The 17520-nt window shown below is 69.5% G+C and carries 13 protein-coding genes and 2 tRNA genes; 8 read left to right on the top strand and 7 right to left on the bottom strand.

Translation table 11 applies throughout. The annotated features are described in order from the left end of the window. Positions 1 to 237 precede the first annotated feature (237 nt). Complete coding sequence (locus tag OWR29_RS42690) at positions 238 to 1248, bottom strand: SCO2521 family protein (RefSeq protein ID WP_267569337.1); 1011 nt, start codon at positions 1246 to 1248, stop codon at positions 238 to 240. 324 nt (positions 1249 to 1572) lie between these two features. On the opposite strand from OWR29_RS42690, the gene OWR29_RS42695 reads away from it, so the two are divergent. After that, positions 1573 to 5934 (top strand): DUF4062 domain-containing protein, encoded by a 4362-nt coding sequence (locus tag OWR29_RS42695; protein WP_267569338.1) that lies wholly within the window; start codon positions 1573 to 1575, stop codon positions 5932 to 5934. On the opposite strand, the gene OWR29_RS42700 is transcribed toward OWR29_RS42695, so the two are convergent. From OWR29_RS42700 to OWR29_RS42715, 4 genes are all read right to left on the bottom strand, one after another. After that, complete coding sequence (locus OWR29_RS42700) at positions 5927 to 6889, bottom strand: SCO2522 family protein (protein WP_267569340.1); 963 nt, start codon at positions 6887 to 6889, stop codon at positions 5927 to 5929. The genes OWR29_RS42695 and OWR29_RS42700 overlap by 8 nt on opposite strands. Then, the gene (locus tag OWR29_RS42705; RefSeq protein WP_267569341.1) at positions 6889 to 7812 is read right to left on the bottom strand and encodes an SCO2523 family variant P-loop protein; all 924 of its coding nucleotides are present in this window, start codon (positions 7810 to 7812) and stop codon (positions 6889 to 6891) included. The genes OWR29_RS42700 and OWR29_RS42705 overlap by 1 nt, the downstream gene beginning before the upstream one ends. Beyond that, positions 7813 to 9654 (bottom strand): SCO2524 family protein, encoded by a 1842-nt coding sequence (locus OWR29_RS42710; protein WP_267569342.1) that lies wholly within the window; start codon positions 9652 to 9654, stop codon positions 7813 to 7815. A gap of 463 nt (positions 9655 to 10117) precedes the next feature. Next, positions 10118 to 10188 (bottom strand) — tRNA-Gly (locus tag OWR29_RS42715). A 132-nt stretch (positions 10189 to 10320) separates the two neighbouring features. On the opposite strand from OWR29_RS42715, the gene OWR29_RS42720 reads away from it, so the two are divergent. The 5 genes from OWR29_RS42720 (at position 10321) to clpX (ending at position 14823) form a co-directional block, all read left to right on the top strand. After that, positions 10321 to 10394 (top strand) — tRNA-Pro (locus tag OWR29_RS42720). A gap of 38 nt (positions 10395 to 10432) precedes the next feature. After that, positions 10433 to 11782 carry a trigger factor gene (gene tig / locus OWR29_RS42725; RefSeq protein WP_267569343.1) on the top strand — a complete coding sequence of 450 codons (1350 nt, stop codon included), beginning with the start codon at positions 10433 to 10435 and terminating at the stop codon, positions 11780 to 11782. Between the two features lie 187 nt (positions 11783 to 11969). Next, the gene (locus OWR29_RS42730) at positions 11970 to 12599 is read left to right on the top strand and encodes a ClpP family protease (protein WP_267569344.1); all 630 of its coding nucleotides are present in this window, start codon (positions 11970 to 11972) and stop codon (positions 12597 to 12599) included. A gap of 11 nt (positions 12600 to 12610) precedes the next feature. After that, positions 12611 to 13276 (top strand): ATP-dependent Clp protease proteolytic subunit, encoded by a 666-nt coding sequence (locus OWR29_RS42735; RefSeq protein WP_267569345.1) that lies wholly within the window; start codon positions 12611 to 12613, stop codon positions 13274 to 13276. Positions 13277 to 13533: 257 nt separating this feature from the next. Further along, positions 13534 to 14823 carry an ATP-dependent Clp protease ATP-binding subunit ClpX gene (gene clpX, locus OWR29_RS42740; RefSeq protein ID WP_253237600.1) on the top strand — a complete coding sequence of 430 codons (1290 nt, stop codon included), beginning with the start codon at positions 13534 to 13536 and terminating at the stop codon, positions 14821 to 14823. A 101-nt stretch (positions 14824 to 14924) separates the two neighbouring features. On the opposite strand, the gene OWR29_RS42745 is transcribed toward clpX, so the two are convergent. Continuing rightward, a complete protein-coding gene (locus tag OWR29_RS42745; RefSeq protein ID WP_267569346.1) occupies positions 14925 to 15494 on the bottom strand; it encodes a PadR family transcriptional regulator in 570 nt (189 codons plus the stop codon). A gap of 71 nt (positions 15495 to 15565) precedes the next feature. Here OWR29_RS42745 and OWR29_RS42750 point away from each other — a divergent pair, with 71 nt between their 5' ends. After that, positions 15566 to 15925 carry a nuclear transport factor 2 family protein gene (locus OWR29_RS42750; protein WP_267569348.1) on the top strand — a complete coding sequence of 120 codons (360 nt, stop codon included), beginning with the start codon at positions 15566 to 15568 and terminating at the stop codon, positions 15923 to 15925. Positions 15926 to 16019: 94 nt separating this feature from the next. Beyond that, positions 16020 to 16817 carry a carbon-nitrogen hydrolase family protein gene (locus tag OWR29_RS42755; RefSeq protein WP_267569350.1) on the top strand — a complete coding sequence of 266 codons (798 nt, stop codon included), beginning with the start codon at positions 16020 to 16022 and terminating at the stop codon, positions 16815 to 16817. 50 nt (positions 16818 to 16867) lie between these two features. Here the strand turns inward: OWR29_RS42755 and OWR29_RS42760 are convergent, their stop codons facing one another. Then, positions 16868 to 17083: a hypothetical protein gene (locus OWR29_RS42760; protein ID WP_267569351.1), complete on the bottom strand. Its 216-nt coding sequence runs from the start codon at positions 17081 to 17083 to the stop codon at positions 16868 to 16870. Positions 17084 to 17520 lie beyond the last annotated feature (437 nt).

The raw sequence follows: 17520 nt of genomic DNA on the forward strand, positions 1-17520 counted from the left end.
GCAATGTGCCCTGGTCATCGGCCGGTCATGGTTGCCCACCGTGTCGGCCGCGTCATCCCTCGGTGCGATTTAAGTCAGACCTAATAGACGAGCGTCAAACCGTGGGACTAAGTTCTGCGCGGGTGTCTGGGACCTCTCCGGTCTCCAGAAGCTCCCGGCCGGCGCACCACCGGCCGAGACGCGCGGCGCCGGGTGGCGGCCCGGCGCCGCGCCCCGGCCGGTGTCCCTCGCTCGTTCTCAGCGCCGGCGGGGCGGTCGCGGGCCCAGCGGCAGCCGCGGCCGGCCGCGCGGGGCCGGCGCGGAGGTACCCGTCGCGCACTCGGTGAGACGCAGCAGCTCGATGGTGGTCAGGTTGATCTGGTCGCGGATGCGGGCGACCGACGTGTCCCACTGCCGGGTGAAGCCGGGGCGCCGCTCCAGCGACTCCCACACCGAGGTCAGGCTCTCGTCCACCCGCGCTCCGGGCATCCACAGGTGCAGGAAGTAGTCGACGGCCGGCCGCAGCAGCTCGGTTCGCTGCACGTGTCCGTACCGGCGGGTGGTGAGTGTGTTGTCGAGCAGCCGGGCCACCGTGGTCAGCAGCCAGTCGTGCAGGGCAAGGTCTTCACACAGCCCGATGACGCCGGGCATCAGGTCGTCGGCCACCCGAACTTCCACCGTACGCAGGTCGGGCGAGACGACTCGGAAGGTGGCAGTGGTCGGTTGCGGCATGGTGCCGGTGCCGATCACCGCCCAGCGCAACCGCGTGCGCCTGGTCTTCAGGCTGGGCGCCCGGTCGAGCAGGGCCGAGCGCTGCACCCGGTCGAGGGCGTGGGCCGCGATGGCGGCGGTGTCCAGATGGTCGGGCCGGGTCGCGCCGCGCAGGTAGCCCTGGGCCACGTCCTCGGTGTCGGCCCGGGTCAGCAGCTCGAGCCGGCCCGGCGACGCGGTGTAGTGCGACCACGGGAGGCGGCGCTTCTCGCCGGTGTCCACGACGTCGGCGTAGGCCGACCCCTGCACCAGGTGCCCGCCGACCACTGTCGACCGCCACATCACGGTGCCGACCACGTGCGGGTTCGCCTTGGACGCGGCGGGCAGCCGGCAGTCCACGCCGCGCGGGCGGTCGGCCGTCACGCCCCGGGTCAGCGGCCGCTCGTAGTGCTGGATCTGGTCGCCGCTGAGCGGGCGCAGCACCTTCGCCACCCGCTCGGCCGAGAGCGGGACGGAGTTCTGCAACAGCCCCGTGTGGACTTCGCCCAGCGTCAGCATCGTTTCTCCGTGGTCGACGGCAGCTTGTCACCGGCGCCCACGGCTCGGGGCGGGCGCGGTCGCTGCAACAAACGACATCCGGTCACTCAACAATGCGCCGTGTGCAGGATATGACCCTCTCTCGCGCTTGCGAGCACAAGCTCCGGCGAAATCCCGGACCTGTCGCGGCGCTCCGCCGTGGCATCTTCTACCGTCATCGATGTCTGCATTCGGGGGTACGGGGTGTGTCGGCGTGAGTCAGCGGTGCGGCGTGACCGTGGGTAGCCGGGGTGGCGCGATCCGCCTACCGTGGAGCCCCGGATTCACGCCTGCAGGGAGTCGCGGATGACAACGGTCTATGTGTCCGCGACCTATGAGGACCTCAAGGAGTGCCGCGACCGGGTGGCGACGGCGATCCGGCGGCTGGGCATGCAGGACGTGGCCATGGAGTCCTATGTGGCCGAGTCGCGCCGCCCGCTCGACCGGTGCCTGACCGACGTGCGCCGGTGCGACGTCTACGTCGGCATCTTCGCCTGGCGCTACGGCTTCGTCCCGCCGGGCCACGACCGCTCGATCACCGAGCTCGAGTACGAGGCCGCCGTCGAGGCCGGCAAGCCCCGCCTGATCTTCCTGCTCCACGAGGACTCGCCCTGGCCCCGCAAGTACGTCGACCGGGATCCGGACGCGATCGAGAACCTGCGGCGGCGCCTGGCCGACGAGCTGCTGTGCGGCATGTTCACCGATCCGGCCCACCTGGCCGAGCTGGCCACGGCCGCCCTGGCCGGTTACGCGATCGACAGCGGCGGCCTGCACCTGATGATCAGCCAGGAGGCCCGCCGGGCCTATCTGGACTGGTTGCACCTGCAGCTGCGCAACCTCGACCTCGACGCCCTCACCCCGCCCCAGCACGACCAGGGCATGACCCGCATCCAGCTGGCGTCGGTGTTCGTCGAGCCGAGCGTGCGCGCCGATCCGCCCCCGGTCGAGCTGCCCCGCGAATGGTCCCAGCCGCCCGACGGTGCGATGGCCGACCGGTCGCTGCCCGACGACGTGGACACCGAGACGATGGCGGTGCTGCACGACGCGTACCGCGCCAAGCCCCAGCAGCCGGTGTTCGACGTGCTCTCCGACCCGCGGCGCCGGCTCGTGGTGCTGCTGGGCGACCCGGGCGCGGGCAAGTCCACGGTGGCCCGCTACGTCGCGCTGCAGGCCTCCGAGGAGCATCCCGACCCGCGCCTGGCCGCCATCCGCGACTTCCTGCCCATCGTGGTCGAGGTCCGGATGTACGCGGCGATGCGGGCCGAGGGCAAATGCTCCACGCTGCTGGGCTACCTGAGCTACCGCTACCGCACCGGCATCTTCCCGCTCGACCCGCGCACCCTGCGCAACCACCTCGACGCCGGCGAGCCCACCGCGATCATCTTCGACGGCCTCGACGAGATCTTCGACGGGCAGCGCCGCCAAGAGGTCGCCGAGCAGGTGGCGGCGTTCGCGGCCCAGTTCCCGGGCACCCGGGTCATCGTCACGTCGCGCATCCTCGAGTACACGTCGCTGGCCCACGGCCACGTCCGCCGGACGCTGACCAACGCCGGCTTCGAGCACTTCACCCTGCAGGATCTGGGCATCGACCAGATCACCGAGTTCCTGACCCGCTGGTTCGTGGTCGTGCTGCAGCAGAACCGGGCCGACGCCCTGCAGCGCAGCGCCGGGCTCGTGCGCGACATCGTCCGGTCGCGGCCGCTGCGCGAGCTGGCCGGCAACCCGATGCTGCTGACCATCCTGGCCATCATCAACCGGCATCAGGAACTGCCCCGCAACCGGCGCACGCTCTATCAGCACGCGGCCGGCGTCCTCGTCGAGCACTGGGAGGTCAGCCGCGACCTGGCCGCCGGGGGCGAGGCCGCGCTGTCCGACGCCGAGGACAAGCACGAGCTGCTGCGCCGCCTGGCCTACGAGATGCAGACCGGCAGCACCGGCCTGCGCGGCAACTACATCGCCCGCGACGACCTCATCCAGGTCTTCGTCGCCTACCTGGCCGAACGCTACGAGCACGAGCCGCGGCTGGCCCGCCGGCTGGCCGGCCAGATGATCGACCAGCTCCGGCAGCGCAACTTCATCCTGAGTCTGTACGGCTCCCAGATGTACGGCTTCGTGCACCGCACGTTCCTCGAGTTCTTCGCGGCCGAGGCGATCCTCGACAAGTTCCGCCACGAACGCGCATGGACGTTCGACCGGATCAAGGAGACGTTCGCCGAGCACTGGCCGGAGGCGTCCTGGCGCGAGGTGCTGCGCCTGGTGGCGGCCGTGCTGAGCGAGGCCGACAACGGCGAGGTGATCGAACTGCTCGCGCTGGCCAACCCCGACTGGCTGGTCTCCGAGGAGGCGCCTCTGCCGTGGAACCTGGCCCTCGGCGTGCAATGCCTGTCCCAGGTGCGCAAGATGATCCTCGTCCGCGTGCCCGCCGAGCTGCTGCTGCGCCGGCTGGTCCTGCTGATGGAGCAGTGCGCGCCGCTGATCGAGGCGGCCGGCGAGGACCCGGTGGCCGGGTTCCGGCTGCCCCGGGACACCATCGACGGCGCCGCGGCGCTCATCGAGGAAGAGATCCTGCCCTTCGCCGCGGTCATCGGGCCCGCCTGGCCCGGCCGTGACCTGTACCTGAGCTGGTACAGCCGGCGCGGGCGGTGGATCGACAACGCCGTCGGCGGTTTCGCGGCGCGGCTGGCCGGCATGCTTGCCCGCCCCGCCGACCAGCTGCCGGTGCTGCTGGGCCGGGTGCTCGAGACCCAGGGCGACGTGCGCATCGCCAACGCGGCCGTCCAGGGGCTGACCGAGGCGGCCGAGCGGGCGCGGGCCCGGGGCACGGCCGACGACATGGGCCCGACCCCGCTGGACGAGCTGATCAAGGCGGCCCGGGGCGACGGTCGGGCCGTCGTGCGGCTGGCCGCGGTGGAGGCCCTGAGCCGCTTCCTGACGGCTCCGGACGTCCGGGGGGTCCTGGAGTCCCTGGCCCGCGACGACCGCTCGCCCCAGGTCCGTCTGGCCGCCGTGCAACGACTCGGCGCGGAGTTCGGCGCCGACGAGCGGCTGGTGGCCCTGCTGCTCGTCTGTGCCCGCGACGCCCGCGACATCGTCCGGGTCGCCGCCGTCGACCTGCTGGCCCAGCTGCCCGACCCCGGTGACGACGTCGAGAAGGCCCTCTACGACCGATGCCGGCGCGACGACCACGCCGAGGTGATCATCGCGGCCGCCCGCCCGCTGCTGGCCCGGTCCACGCGGGCCGGTCAGGTCCGCAACCTGCTGACCGACCGTTCCCGCCAGGCGCCCGAGGCCGGCGTGCGCGCGGCCGCCGTACGGCTGCTGACCCGCGAGATCGACACCGGTTCCCAGCCGGAACTGTTCCTCGAGCGGGCCCGGCACGACCCGTCGCCCGTGGTGATCCGGGCCGCCGTCGAGGCGCTGGCGCCGGCCGACGCCAGCCCGATCCTGCTCGACCGGCTGCGAACGGACCCGGACGAGGTGGTCCGCTCGGCCATCCCCGAGATCCTGACCGACGTGCTGCTGGCCGACGACCGGCTGGCCGACGAGCTGGTCCGCCGGGTCCGCGACGAACCCGACGCGACGGTCCGGATGGCTCTGCTGGCGGTGCTGGCCTCGGCCCGGCTGCTGCGCAACCCGCAGCGCCGCGCCGAGGTGCTGACGATCGCCCGCGACTCGTCGGCGGCGCCGGCCGTACGCCTGGCCGCGGTGCACGCCGTGACCCCGGGCTCACCGGCCCTGGAGGAGGCCGACGCGCTGGCCGCGATCACCGTCACCGACGACGACACCAGCGTGCGGCTGGCCGCCGTGGCCGCCCTGCCCCGCTGGCAGCTCACCGGCCAGGTGAAGTCGATGCTGGTCACCGCCGTCCGCCGCGATCCGGTGGCCGAGGTGCGGCTGGCCGGGCTCGAGCGGCTGCTGCGCGACGGGCCCGACCCCACGCTGCGCGCCCTGCTGCAAGAGCTGACCGTGCGCGAGCTGGACGCTGTGGTCTTCCGCACGGCGGCCGCGGCCGCGCTCGCCCAGACCGGCGACCAGGACGCCGGGGCTCTGCTCGAGAAGCTGGAGCGGCGGTCGACCGACGCCAACCCGGAGGTGCGTTCCGCGGTCGTACGTCTCCTCGCCGAGCAGTCCCCGGCCGCCGACCACGCCTACCGGGTGGTGCGCGACCGGCTGCGGGCCGACCACCACCCCGAGGTCGTCGCCGTGGCCGCCGAGCAGGCGGTGCGCTGCTTCGCCGACCGGGCCGACCTGCCCGGCCTGCTGCTGTCCAGGCTCACCGGCGAGCGCACCGAGATCGCCTGCGCCGTGGCGCGCACTTTGGCCCACTGGTGCGACGAGAAGGACGAGGTGCGCCGGAGCCTGGCCGAGGCGGCCACGACGGGCGACATCCCGCTGCGCTGCGCGGCGCTGGCCGCCATGGGCCCGACCGCCGGCCGGGACGAGGTGCGCACGCTGCTGCTGACCGCACTGCGCGACGAGGAGCCGGCCGTCCGTTCGGCCGCCGTGCGGACCCTGGGCCGGGCGCTGGGTCACGACGCCGAGGTGCGCGCCGTCCTGATCGCGGCGCTGCACCAGGAGTCCGCACCCGAGGTGCGCCGGGTGCTCGAGGGCACGCTGATCTGGACCGGACTCGTCGACGTCGAGCAGTTCCCGGACCGGTTCAGCTGACGCCGGCGGGCTCGGTGACGAACGTGTACTCGATGCGGTCGACGGGCGCCTTCTCGAGCAGGATTCTTTCCCGGCCGGCCCGCTCGACCACCTGCAGCAGGACGTTCTCGTCGATGCTGACCTGGTTGAGGATCACCCGGGTGCCCAGCTCGACCGGCAGGTAGCGCGAGTTCAAAATCGAGAAGGTGCGGTACGCGCTGAAGTCTTTCGCGTCCTCGTTGACCTGCACCACCGCGGGCAGGTCGGCCCAGCGGTCGGGGATCTCATCGACCTTGTACGCCTGCATGATCGCGTCGCCCCGCTCGTCGCGTAGCACGCCCAGCCGGGCCAGCTGCCACACGGCCGCGAGGTAGGTGCACGACCAGCGCCGGCCCTGACCGGGCGGGTTGTCCCACAACTCGAGGTCGACGAAGATCGAATGACGGTTGGGCGCGTTCTCGCGCGGCGGGGTCCACGGCACGTACGACATGGCTTGGTCGCTGCCGCCGGAGCGCTCGCCGTTGGCCAGCCAGCCGCTGTCCTCCACCGGCGGACGCGCGCCGGTGGTGTTCGGCGGGGGCTCGGGAGTCAGCTTGTCGAGCACGAGTTCGGCGGCCTTCACGTTGTCGGCCACCGCGCAGCCTGACTCGCGGGCGATGTAGTCGAGCTGGACACCGCTGTCGTCCGCCGCCGAGCGCAGCGCCTCGAAGACCGTGGGCGGGTGGCCGAACGGCGCGAAGTAGTCGTCGATCAGGAAGCACGTGCTGATCCGGGGCTTGCGGCCGTTGCGGGCCTCGTGCAGCGCGCTGACCGCGGCGATCCACGGTTTCACCCGCTGGAAGTGCTCGCGCAGGTAGCCCGGCCCGCGGTTGAAGTCCTCGGCGTAGAGGTGGCCCAGTTCGATGGAGACGTGTGAGAGCCCGACCTGCTGGTCACGCCGCTCGGCGCTGCTCTCCTGGTACACGGTGGTGGTCATCAGGGCTGCTCCCACGTCGATTTGTCCGTGATGCGCTCCGCCAGATCGTCGAACGCCTCCAGTGTGGCCTCATTGGCGACACCGCGGCCAACATCTTCGTTAGAAATAAGCTGTTCCTGCCATTGGAGCACAGGATCGAGCGGAATAGTGCCGAGCCGGACCACCCGTCCCACCTGCCGGTTGCTCGCGAGCAGATCGAGCTCTTTGTTGCGCTGCTGCAGCCAGGCGACCTGCGCGGCCGACAGCCCGCCCAGCCGTTCCCGCTCGCTCGACGGCTCGGTGGTGGCGGTGCGCACGAAGCGGATCCGCCGCCGGAAGATCACCGGGTCGTGCCCGCGCGCCTCGGCCTGGCGGATCAGCCCGTTCACCCCGTAGACCAGGCCCTCCGCGGCCAGCACGTGCTGCCTGGTCCAGCGGTGGAAGACCAGCCACCGGCTCTCGATCCGCGACATCCGTTCGAGGCCCGTCGCGGCCAGGGCGAGCTCGGTGGCCAGCGACCGGCCGGCGCTCAGGTCGACCAGGATGACGCTGAACTCCTCGTTGAGGTGGCTCAGCAGGTCGGCGCAGCGCTGGATCAACTCGTCCGACGGCGGCTGGTTGAACTCGCCGCCGCCCTCGTCGCCGGGGATCAGCACGAGCTGACCGGCGCCGGCCGGGCGGCCGCCCAGCACTCGCGCCTCTTGCCAGACGTCGATGCGCTGCAGCTCCACGGCCTTGCCGTGCAGGTAGCGGTGCAGGCCCCGGCCCTGCGTGGTGCCCCGCTCGACGCCGCTGACGCCGAACACCGCGCCGGCCGTCGGCGAGCCGAAGTCGAAGTCGAGGTAGCAGACGTCCTCGCCGTTGAGGGCCGCCCGGTACAGCACGTTCGTGCTGGTGACCGACCGGCCGGTGCCGCCCTTGTCGGAGGTGGCGAACACGAACATTCAGTCACGCTCCTGGCGAGCCGTCGTGAGCTCGTCGAGCATCCGCAGTGACTCGCTGGCGAGCGACACGGCGGTGGCGGGCAGCGAGCGGTAGATGTTGCGGCCCCGGGTGAGCTGCAGATGCACCTTGAGCAGGCTCTTGCCGAGGTCGTTGCGGTGCGAGGGCTCGGAGCCGTTCATCAGCTCGAGGTCGTACAGGTGCTCGGCCTCGGCCAGCAGCGCGGCGGCGTGCTCGACCAGCCCGTTGTCGACCAGCGGGGCCTGGGTGAGCAGCTTGGCCGTGGTGACCAGGGCCTGCACCACCCGCTCGGTGTGGTACCAGGACGGCTCGGTGAATGTCTTGATCGCCGGGAAGACGGTGTTCGGCTGGTCCCACAGCTGCAGGTCGCTGACCTTGCGGCCGTCGAGGTGGTCCCACGCCCGGTCGGCCAGGTTGAGCATGCGCTCGCGCTGCTCGACGTCGCGCAGCAGGCCGGCGATCACGACGGTGCGCTGCAGCAGGAGCGAGGAGAACTCGCTCACCGCCCAGACCAGCCGGACGTCGCCGTACTTCTCGCTGCCCTCCAGCGTCAGCTCGACGCCAGGGGAGTGCAGGGCCTGCGCGCGCGGGTCGGACTGAGTGGGACGCCGGGTGATGCGGGCCCGCTGTGCCAGTTCGCCCAGCACCGAGCCGATCCGGGACAGCTCGAGGTCGGAACCGCGCTGCTGGGCCAGGCCCTTGGCCGCCACCGAGGTCGCGAGCAGCGTGTAGTAGTCCGACTCGTCGCGGTCGGTGGTGCGCCAGGGCACGTCCTCGAGCGGCCACCGGGTGCCGTCGCCGAACGTGGCCACCGTGGCCCAGTAGCGGCGGGTGAGGTCCCAGCGCAGCTGCAGCGCACGGGTGAGCCGCTGCTGTTCCTCGTTGAGCAGGTTCAGCACGCGGGTGCGCTCGGAGAAGAGGTCTTCGATGGCGTCGAGGGCGAGCACGGTGAAGTACAGGTAGGGCGCGTTCTGCGCGATGCCGGACGGCTGGTGGATGGCCGGGCCCTTGGGGTCCTCGAGCTTGACCGGCGGCGCGTTGTCGATGACGCCCCAGGACCAGCCGCACTCGTACAGGTCGCTCGGGCGGGCGCGCAGTTCGGTGACCTGGCCGGAACCGATCAGGACCTCACCGAGGGAGGCTGTGGTCTCTTGGAGGGCGTCGCGCAGGCGCTGGGCGACCGGTTCGTCGTCCTCGTTGCCCTGGTTGACGGTGCGCAGCAGCGCCTGGCCTTCCTCGGAGTCGACCGCGAAGGTGGAGACGGCGAAGCTGCGGAGCAGGCCGACCATGGCCGCGGTGAGCCGCTGACTGGCCAGTTCCTCGAGCCGGTCGATCTCGGCCCGCAGCTGGCCCGGCTGGCCGCCCGGCGTCTCGCGGAAGACCCGGGCGAAACCGGTGGTGGCCAGCGACAGGGTGATCGACACGGCGAACGAGTCGACGATGTCGAGGTCGAGCTGCTGCTGCGGCAGGTCGCCCGGGGTGCTGACCCGGAAGTAGCTGCCGCCGCTGAAGACCGGCTGTTTCTTGCTGTCGAGGTAGCGCTCGTAGTAGTCGGTCAGGATTCCGACCATGCGTACGGGGATGGCGTGCACGTCGCCGATGGTGCGCAGCGCGTTCGCTATGCGGTGCCCGGTCGTGTCCGGCCGGTCCAGCGCGAAGATCGGCACCTGGGTGGCGGGCAACAGAATGCTCAGCAGCTGCTCGGCGTCACTGATCGAGTTCGACCCGTCCCGCCCGCCCCAGTTCCATTTCCCGTCCCGCCACGAGTACCTGGCCGTAGCCCGCCAAATATCCAGCAGGTGTTGCCGAGGTTGAATCCGCACCTTCGCACTCCACCCTGCTCGCACTCACGACCAGCAACGGCTCGCTCCACCGGCACCCGCGCGAACCACCACCGGCGCCACACGGCCACCGAACTTCCATGATGGACCACCAGTCAAGCAGGCAGTGGACGATACTTTCCGCTCATAAACCCCCAAACGCCCGAACCACCCACTGGGATGCTGTAAACAGACAACGAGAACCCCCAAAGCTGCACAAAACCTCTGCGCACCGACGGCACAGCGAGCCCATAGCTCGTACAAGAAAAGGGGAAAAGGGGCACAGCCCCAAGAAGCCTGACCACCCACGGCCAGCAACAGAACGCGACGCGGGGCGCAGCCCAAGGCGCCTGACCACCCACGGCCAGTTACCGGACGTAACGTGGGGGTCTGGGGGCTCGGCCCCCAGGTGAGAATGCGAGGCGGCGAGGTCCGCGCGTTCCGCGGACAGACTCCTCCACCGGCGAGCGGGCGACGAGAATCGAACTCGCGTAATCAGTTTGGAAGACTGAGGCTCTACCATTGAGCTACGCCCGCGTGAACCTCGCCCTGGGACGGGGTTCTGGCGATAGCTTACTGAATCATCTCCCGTCGGCGCGAACCGGATTCCCCACCAGGTGACTCCAGCGCACGCGTGCGGAAGCGGACCGCATACACTGGCCGTCGCCACGGGGTGTGGCGCAGCTTGGTAGCGCACTCGCTTTGGGAGCGAGGGGCCGTGGGTTCAAATCCCGCCACCCCGACTGACATCATCTATTCGGCAGCAACAAGGAGTACGCCTGTGAAGAGCACCGTCGAGACTCTGAGCCCGACTCGGGTGAAGCTCGCCATCGAGGTGCCGTTCGACGAGCTCAAGCCGAGCCTGCAGAAGGCGTACCGGGAGATCGGCGCGCAGGTTCAGGTGCCCGGCTTCCGTCGCGGCAAGATCCCGGCTGCGGTCATCGATCAGCGGGTCGGGCGCGGCGCGGTCCTCAACGAGGCCGTTCAGGAGGCGATCCCGCAGCAGATCCTGGCGGCCGTGCAGGAGCACGACGTCAAGACGCTGGGCCGCCCCGAGGTCGAGATCACCGAGTTCGGCGACAACGAGCCGCTGAAGTTCACGGCCGAGGTCGACGTCCGTCCCGAGATCACCGTGCCTGACCTGAAGACCATCTCGGTCACGGTCCCGGCGGTCGAGATCGGCGACAACGAGATCGACGAGCAGATCAACGGCCTGCGCGAGCGGTTCGCCACCTTGAAGACGGTGGAGCGGCCGGCCGCCGAGGGCGACTACGTGCAGCTCGACCTGAAGGCGACCGTCGACGGTGTCGAGGTGCCGGGCGGTTCGGCCACGAACATCTCGCACGAGGTGGGCAGCAAGCAGCTGCTGCCGGGCCTGGACGAGGTTCTGGTCGGCCTGGTCGCCGGCGCCGACGCCAACTTCACCACGCAGCTCGTGGGCGGCGACTTCGCCGGCCGTGACGCCGAGGTCGAGGTGACGGTGCGCAGCGTCAAGGACAAGCAGCTGCCCGAGGTCGACGACGATTTCGCGCAGATGGCCAGCGAGTTCGACACGCTCGACGAGCTGAAGAACGACCTGCGTGAGCGGCTGACCAAGGTCAAGAAGGTCGAGCAGATCTACGCGGCCCGCGACGAGGCGCTGAAGCAGCTGGTCGAGGCGGCCGAGATCCCGGCTCCCGAGGGTGTCGTGAAGGACGAGGTCGAGGGTCGCAAGCAGGCCATGACCGACCAGCTGGAGCGGATCGGCGCGACCCTGCAGGACTACCTGACCTCGGAGGACAAGACCGAGGAGCAGATCGACGAGGAGCTGACGGAGGCCGCTCAGGAGGGCGTCCGCATCCAGCTGCTGCTCGACACGATCGCCGACGCCGAGGACGTGCAGGTGTCGGACGACGAGTTCGGGCACGAGATCGTGCACCGGGCGCAGCGGGCTCAGATGCAGCCTCAGCAGTACTACGACCAGCTGGTGCAGTCGGGGGCGGCCGCGGCCGTGTTCGGCGATGTGCGGCGGGGCAAGGCGCTCGCTTCGGTCATGGAGCAGGTCGAGATGAAGGACAGCGAAGGCACCGTCCTGACCCTCGACGACCTCCGCGCCGCGAGCGAGGACGAGCACGCCGGCCACAACCACTAGTTAGTTCTCGGCGGAAGCCGTCGCCGTTGCCGGCGGCGGCTTCCGGTGTTTCTCCCAGGGTCCGTGCGCTGTCAGCGAACACCTGCCCGAGCGGGAAGCTGATGCGCAATGGACCGGTTAGGTTGGTCGTACGACGGACAACCTGCCGGCCGCCACTGGCCGACACAGTCAGCTGTGAAGGGCTGCCATGACTGATCTTCATCTCCCCGCGAGCCCCGTGCTCCGCGGCGATTCCCTCAGTGGCAACCTCGACGACTCGGTCTACAACCGCCTGCTGCGTGAGCGCATCATCTTCCTCGGCAGCGAGGTGACCGACGCGGTGGCCAACCGCATCTGCGCGCAGCTGCTGCTGCTTTCCGCCGAGGACCCTGAGCGCGACATCAACCTCTGGATCAACTCGCCCGGTGGCTCGGTCTACTCGGGCATGGCGATCTACGACACGATGCAGTTCATCGACAACGACGTGCAGACCGTGGCCATGGGCATGGCCGCCTCGATGGGGCAGCTGCTGCTCTGCGCCGGCGCCCCGGGCAAGCGTTTCTCGCTGCCGCACGCGCGGATCATGATGCACCAGCCGTCCGGTGGCATGGGCGGCACGGCCGCCGACATCGCCATCCAGGCCGAGCAGATGCTTTACACCAAGCGGATGTTCCAGGAGCGGGTCGCCTTCCACACCGGCCAGACCCAGGAGCAGATCGAGCAGGATTCTGACCGTGACCGTTGGTTCACGGCTCAGGAGGCTGTGGATTACGGCTTCATCGACAAGGTGATCACCGGGGCCGACCAGGTTCCCGAGGGCGCCGGAACGCTGAACTGAGGAGCTGAAAGATGACTGACCTGACCTTGCCCTCTGGGTTCGCGCCGGTGCACAACCGCTACGTGCTGCCCTCCTTCGTCGAGCGTTCCTCGAACGGGATGATGAAGGAGACGAACCCCTACAACAAGATGTTCGAGGACCGGATCATCTTCCTCGGCGTGCAGGTGGACGACGCGTCGGCCAACGACGTGATGGCCCAGCTGCTGACGCTGGAGAGCTCGGACCCGGACCGCGACATCCTGATGTACATCAACTCGCCCGGCGGCTCCTTCACCGCCATGACGGCGATCTACGACACCATGCAGTACGTCCGCCCGGACATCTCGACGGTCTGCCTCGGCCAGGCCGCCAGCGCCGCCGCGGTTCTGCTGGCCGGCGGCACGGCGGGCAAGCGCATGGCGCTGCCGAACTCCCGCGTGCTGATCCACCAGCCGGCCACCGAGGGTGGTTACGGCCAGGGGTCCGACATCGAGATCCAGGCGCGTGAGATCCTGCGCATGCGCACCCAGATGGAGCAGATGATCTCGCGGCACACCGGCCGCCCGGTCGAGCAGGTCCGCAAGGACGTCGACCGCGACAAGATCATGACGGCCGACGAGGCCAAGGAGTACGGCATCGTCGACGTCGTGCTGGCCAGCCGTAAGAAGAGCCTGCAGTCGGTGGGCTCGGGCAGCTGACGAAAGGCCGCCCCGCGCTGCCGCACAGCGGTGGCGGCGGGGCGGTTGGGCACGGTGTCAGGGGCCGGTTGGCGCGATATAGACTGGCCGACCCCTGACACGCCCGTTTTGGGGGGTCGGAGAACGGCACCTTTGCGGGTAACGTCGAGCATGCAGCCTCAGTTACGCGCTTCGGCAGACGATGGAATGGCAACGAGGCGATCAGTCCTCGATCAGGGGTCGGCACAAGCTGGCCGATGAGCCTTAGGAGAACGTAGGTGGCACGGATCGGCGACGGCGGCGACCTACTGAAGTGCTCCTTCTGTGGGAAGTCCCAGAAGCAGGTCAAGAAGCTCATCGCGGGCCCCGGGGTCTACATCTGCGACGAGTGCATCGACCTCTGCAACGAGATCATCGAGGAAGAGCTGGCCGAGACCGGCGAGGTGAAGTGGGAAGAGCTTCCCAAGCCGATGGAGATCTGCCAGTTCCTCGACCAGTACGTGGTGGGCCAGGAACAGGCCAAGAAGGCGCTCTCGGTCGCCGTCTACAACCACTACAAGCGGATCCAGGCCGAGTCGAGCGGCGCGCCCGGCGCGGGCAGCGACGTCGAGGTGGCCAAGTCCAACATCATGCTCATCGGCCCCACCGGCTGCGGCAAGACGCACCTGGCGCAGACGCTGGCCCGCATGCTGAACGTGCCGTTCGCGATCGCTGACGCCACGGCGCTCACCGAGGCCGGCTACGTCGGCGAGGATGTCGAGAACATCCTGCTCAAGCTCATCCAGGCCGCCGACTACGACGTGAAGCGGGCCGAGCAGGGCATCATCTACATCGACGAGGTCGACAAGATCGCCCGGAAGAGCGAGAACCCGTCGATCACCCGTGACGTCTCCGGTGAGGGCGTCCAGCAGGCCCTGCTGAAGATCCTCGAGGGCACGGTGGCGAACGTTCCGCCGCAGGGCGGCCGCAAGCACCCCCACCAGGAGTTCATCCAGATCGACACCACCAACGTGCTGTTCATCGTCGGTGGCGCGTTCGCCGGGCTCGACCGCATCATCGAGTCCCGCGTGGGTCACGGCGGTGTCGGCTTCGGCGCCCATCTGCGCTCGATCTCGGAGCGGAACACCGACGACATCTTCAGCCGCGTCATGCCGGAAGACATGCTCAAGTTCGGCCTGATCCCCGAGTTCATCGGTCGTCTGCCGGTCATCACCACGGTCCGCAACCTCGACCGCGAGGCGCTGATCAAAATCCTGACCGAGCCCCGCAACGCGTACGTGAAGCAGTATCAGCGCCTGTTCGAGCTGGACGGGGTCGAGCTCGAGTTCGACTTCGGCGCGCTCGAGGCGATCGCCGACCAGGCGATGCTGCGCGGCACGGGCGCCCGCGGTCTGCGCGCCATCATGGAAGAGGTTCTGCTCTCCGTGATGTACGAGGTGCCCAGCAACCCCGATGCGGCCCGGGTGGTCATCACGCGTGAGGTCGTGCTCGAGAACGTGAACCCGACGATCGTCCCGCGCGAGTTCGTCGGTCGCCGCCGTCGTGAGCGCGAGGAGAAGTCCGCCTGACGTCGCCGGAAGCCATGGCCGTCGTCCCCTTGCGGGGGCGGCGGCTTTTCCGTGTACGGGTTGAGCCCGCCCGGCCGTCGTCGGCGCGCCGGGTGTAGCCGCTACCCGGCGCTGCGGTTCGTCCGGCGGTTGGTCAGCGTCTCGAGCACGGTTGTGGCCCAGCGGATGTTCATCTGCTCGTACAACCGCCCCGCCATGAGTGTCAGGTAGGGCCCGATCTGCTCGCCGGCCCGCAGATACTCGTCCTCGTCGCGCCCGGCGAGCATGCGTTCCCGCAGCTTGTCGTACCCGGCGAGCTTGCCGCGCGACCACGCTAGGCGCTCCGTGGCCGCCGCGATCATCGCCGCCGGGTCGTCGGGGTCGACGGCCTGCAGCTTGACAAGGAATTCGTCCCGCATCGCCGGTGGCTTGGCCGGTCGCCGGCCGAACGCCCGCAGCTCTTCCTGCCCCGCGGGTGTCACGGTGAAAACTCGCTTGTTGGGCCGCTTGCTCTGCTCCACGACCCGGGCACTGATCAGGCCGTCCTGTTCGAGCCGCTCGAGGTCTCGGTAGAGCTGTTGCGGTGTGGCCGACCAGAAGTTCGCCACCCCGACGTCGAACCGCTTGGCCAGTTCGTAGCCCGACGCCTCCCCTTGGGCGAGGGCGGCGAGCAGCGCGTGGCGTAGCGACACCTGGACACCTCCGCGGTACCGGGTTAGCGTAATCCGCACCTATTCAATTAGTTGAGTATAGGGGTCGCGCCGTGCACTCGTTCCGAGCCGCCATCGAATCCCGTGACGTCGACGCCGCCGTGGCCTTGCTGCACGAGGACGTGGTCTTCAGCAGCCCCGTCGTCTACACCCCGTACCGCGGCCGCTTCGCCGTCGAGCCCATCCTCAAGGCGGTCATCGAGGTCTTCGAAGACTTCGAGTACACCCGTGAGCTGACGTCGCCTCCCGATCACGCCCTCGTCTTCCGGGCCCGCGTCGGCGACATGCACCTGGAGGGCTGCGACTTCCTGCATGAGGACCCGGACGGGCGGATCACCGAGTTCACCGTGATGATCCGGCCCCTGAAGGGCATCCAGGCTCTCGCCGAGGCCATGCGGCAGCGGCTGGCCTGAGCCGGACCTCGTCATGACCGTCTGTGCTGCCACGGGTTCCGGGTACAGGCCGCCGAGGGTTGGACGGCGTCGCGAGCGCTCGTAGGCTCCAGGTATGCGTGTTGCGGTGTGTCAGGTGAACTCGCGAGCCGACCGGGACGAGAACCTGCGGGTGGCTCGCGACCAGCTGGAGCGGGCGGCGGCCGCGGGCGCCGAGCTGGCGGTCCTGCCGGAGTACGTCGACTACCTGGGTCCCGGCGACACGGCCCCCAAACCGGAGGGCATCGACGGTGAGTTCGCGCAGTTCTTCGCGAACGCCGCGCGGGAGCTCGGCCTCTGGGTGCACGCCGGCTCCTTCCACGAGAGCGGCCCCGACGCGCGACGCACCTACAACACCTCCCTGGTCTTCGACCCGAGCGGCGGTCTCGTCGCGCGCTACCGGAAGATCCACCTGTACGACGTGGAGATCGCGGACCGGGTCTCTTATCAGGAGTCCCGCTCGGTGGCGCCCGGCGACGAGACCGTCGTGGCCGAGATCGCCGGGGTTCGTACGGGCCTGTCGATCTGCTACGACCTGCGCTTCCCCGAGCTCTACCGCCGGCTGGCGGTCGAGGGGGAGGCCCGCGTCCTGGTCGTGCCGGCGGCGTTCATGATGCACACCGGGCGGGACCACTGGGAGGTCCTGCTGCGGGCCCGGGCCATCGAGAACCAGTGCTACGTGGTTGCGGCCGGTCAGATCGGGGACCACGACCCCGGCCGTACGTGTTTCGGCCGCAGCATGGTTGTCGACCCCTGGGGAACGGTGCTGGCCCAGGCGCCCGACACCGTGGGCATCGTGACCGCCGAGCTCGACCTCGACCGGCTCGACAAGATCCGTACCGAGTTGCCCAGCCTGGCCAACCGGCGTCTGTAAAGGCCTGCTTCAGGCGCTCACGTGGGCTGTTCCGGGGTATGTCAGCGGCGTCACAGAAGCTGGATCAGGTAGCCCACGATGGCGAAACCGATGACCGCGCCGCCGGACAGAAGCATGGCGCCGCCCATGCGCGACGGCCCCCGCTCGAGGAGCCGGCGTACCGACACCACCAGCGTGACCAGCACAAGAGCCCCGATGACGAACTGGCCGAACGGCATGATCATGTCCATGAGCACGTCGGCTGCCAGCGTCCGCGAAGCTCCCATGTGCCCACTCTTTCACGTTGTGCAGAGGATTCGGGCTGTCTCGGCCCACCGATGGGCACGGGGGCCGATTTGCATGAGCGGCACCCGGTCAAGTAACTTTCTCTCTGCCCGAGGGAAACCCGGACGAACGACGCGAAAGCGACGCCAGTCAGGAAGTCTCCGAGGGCAGGCGTTAAGCTTGACCGGCAAAGCCGGGCGGAGCGGGGCAGGGAGACTTGCGCCAGCGAGACCGACCGGGTAAGTTAGTCAGGCCAGCGGGAACCGGGCAAACAGATCACCAAGTGGTCGTCGGCCGGTCCGCGAGGCCACTCTCACGATCCACCCGCCGGATAGCGGGTTCGATTCGCGGGGAAAACTTGGGCGGTGCGAGCGAGATTTCTGATCTTGCGCTCGCGAAGCCGACCGGGTAAGTTTGAGCGGTTGCCCCGGAGCAGTTG

It is taken from the genome of Paractinoplanes pyxinae (assembly GCF_026626335.1).
GTDB classification, from domain to species: Bacteria; Actinomycetota; Actinomycetes; order Mycobacteriales; family Micromonosporaceae; genus Actinoplanes; species Actinoplanes pyxinae.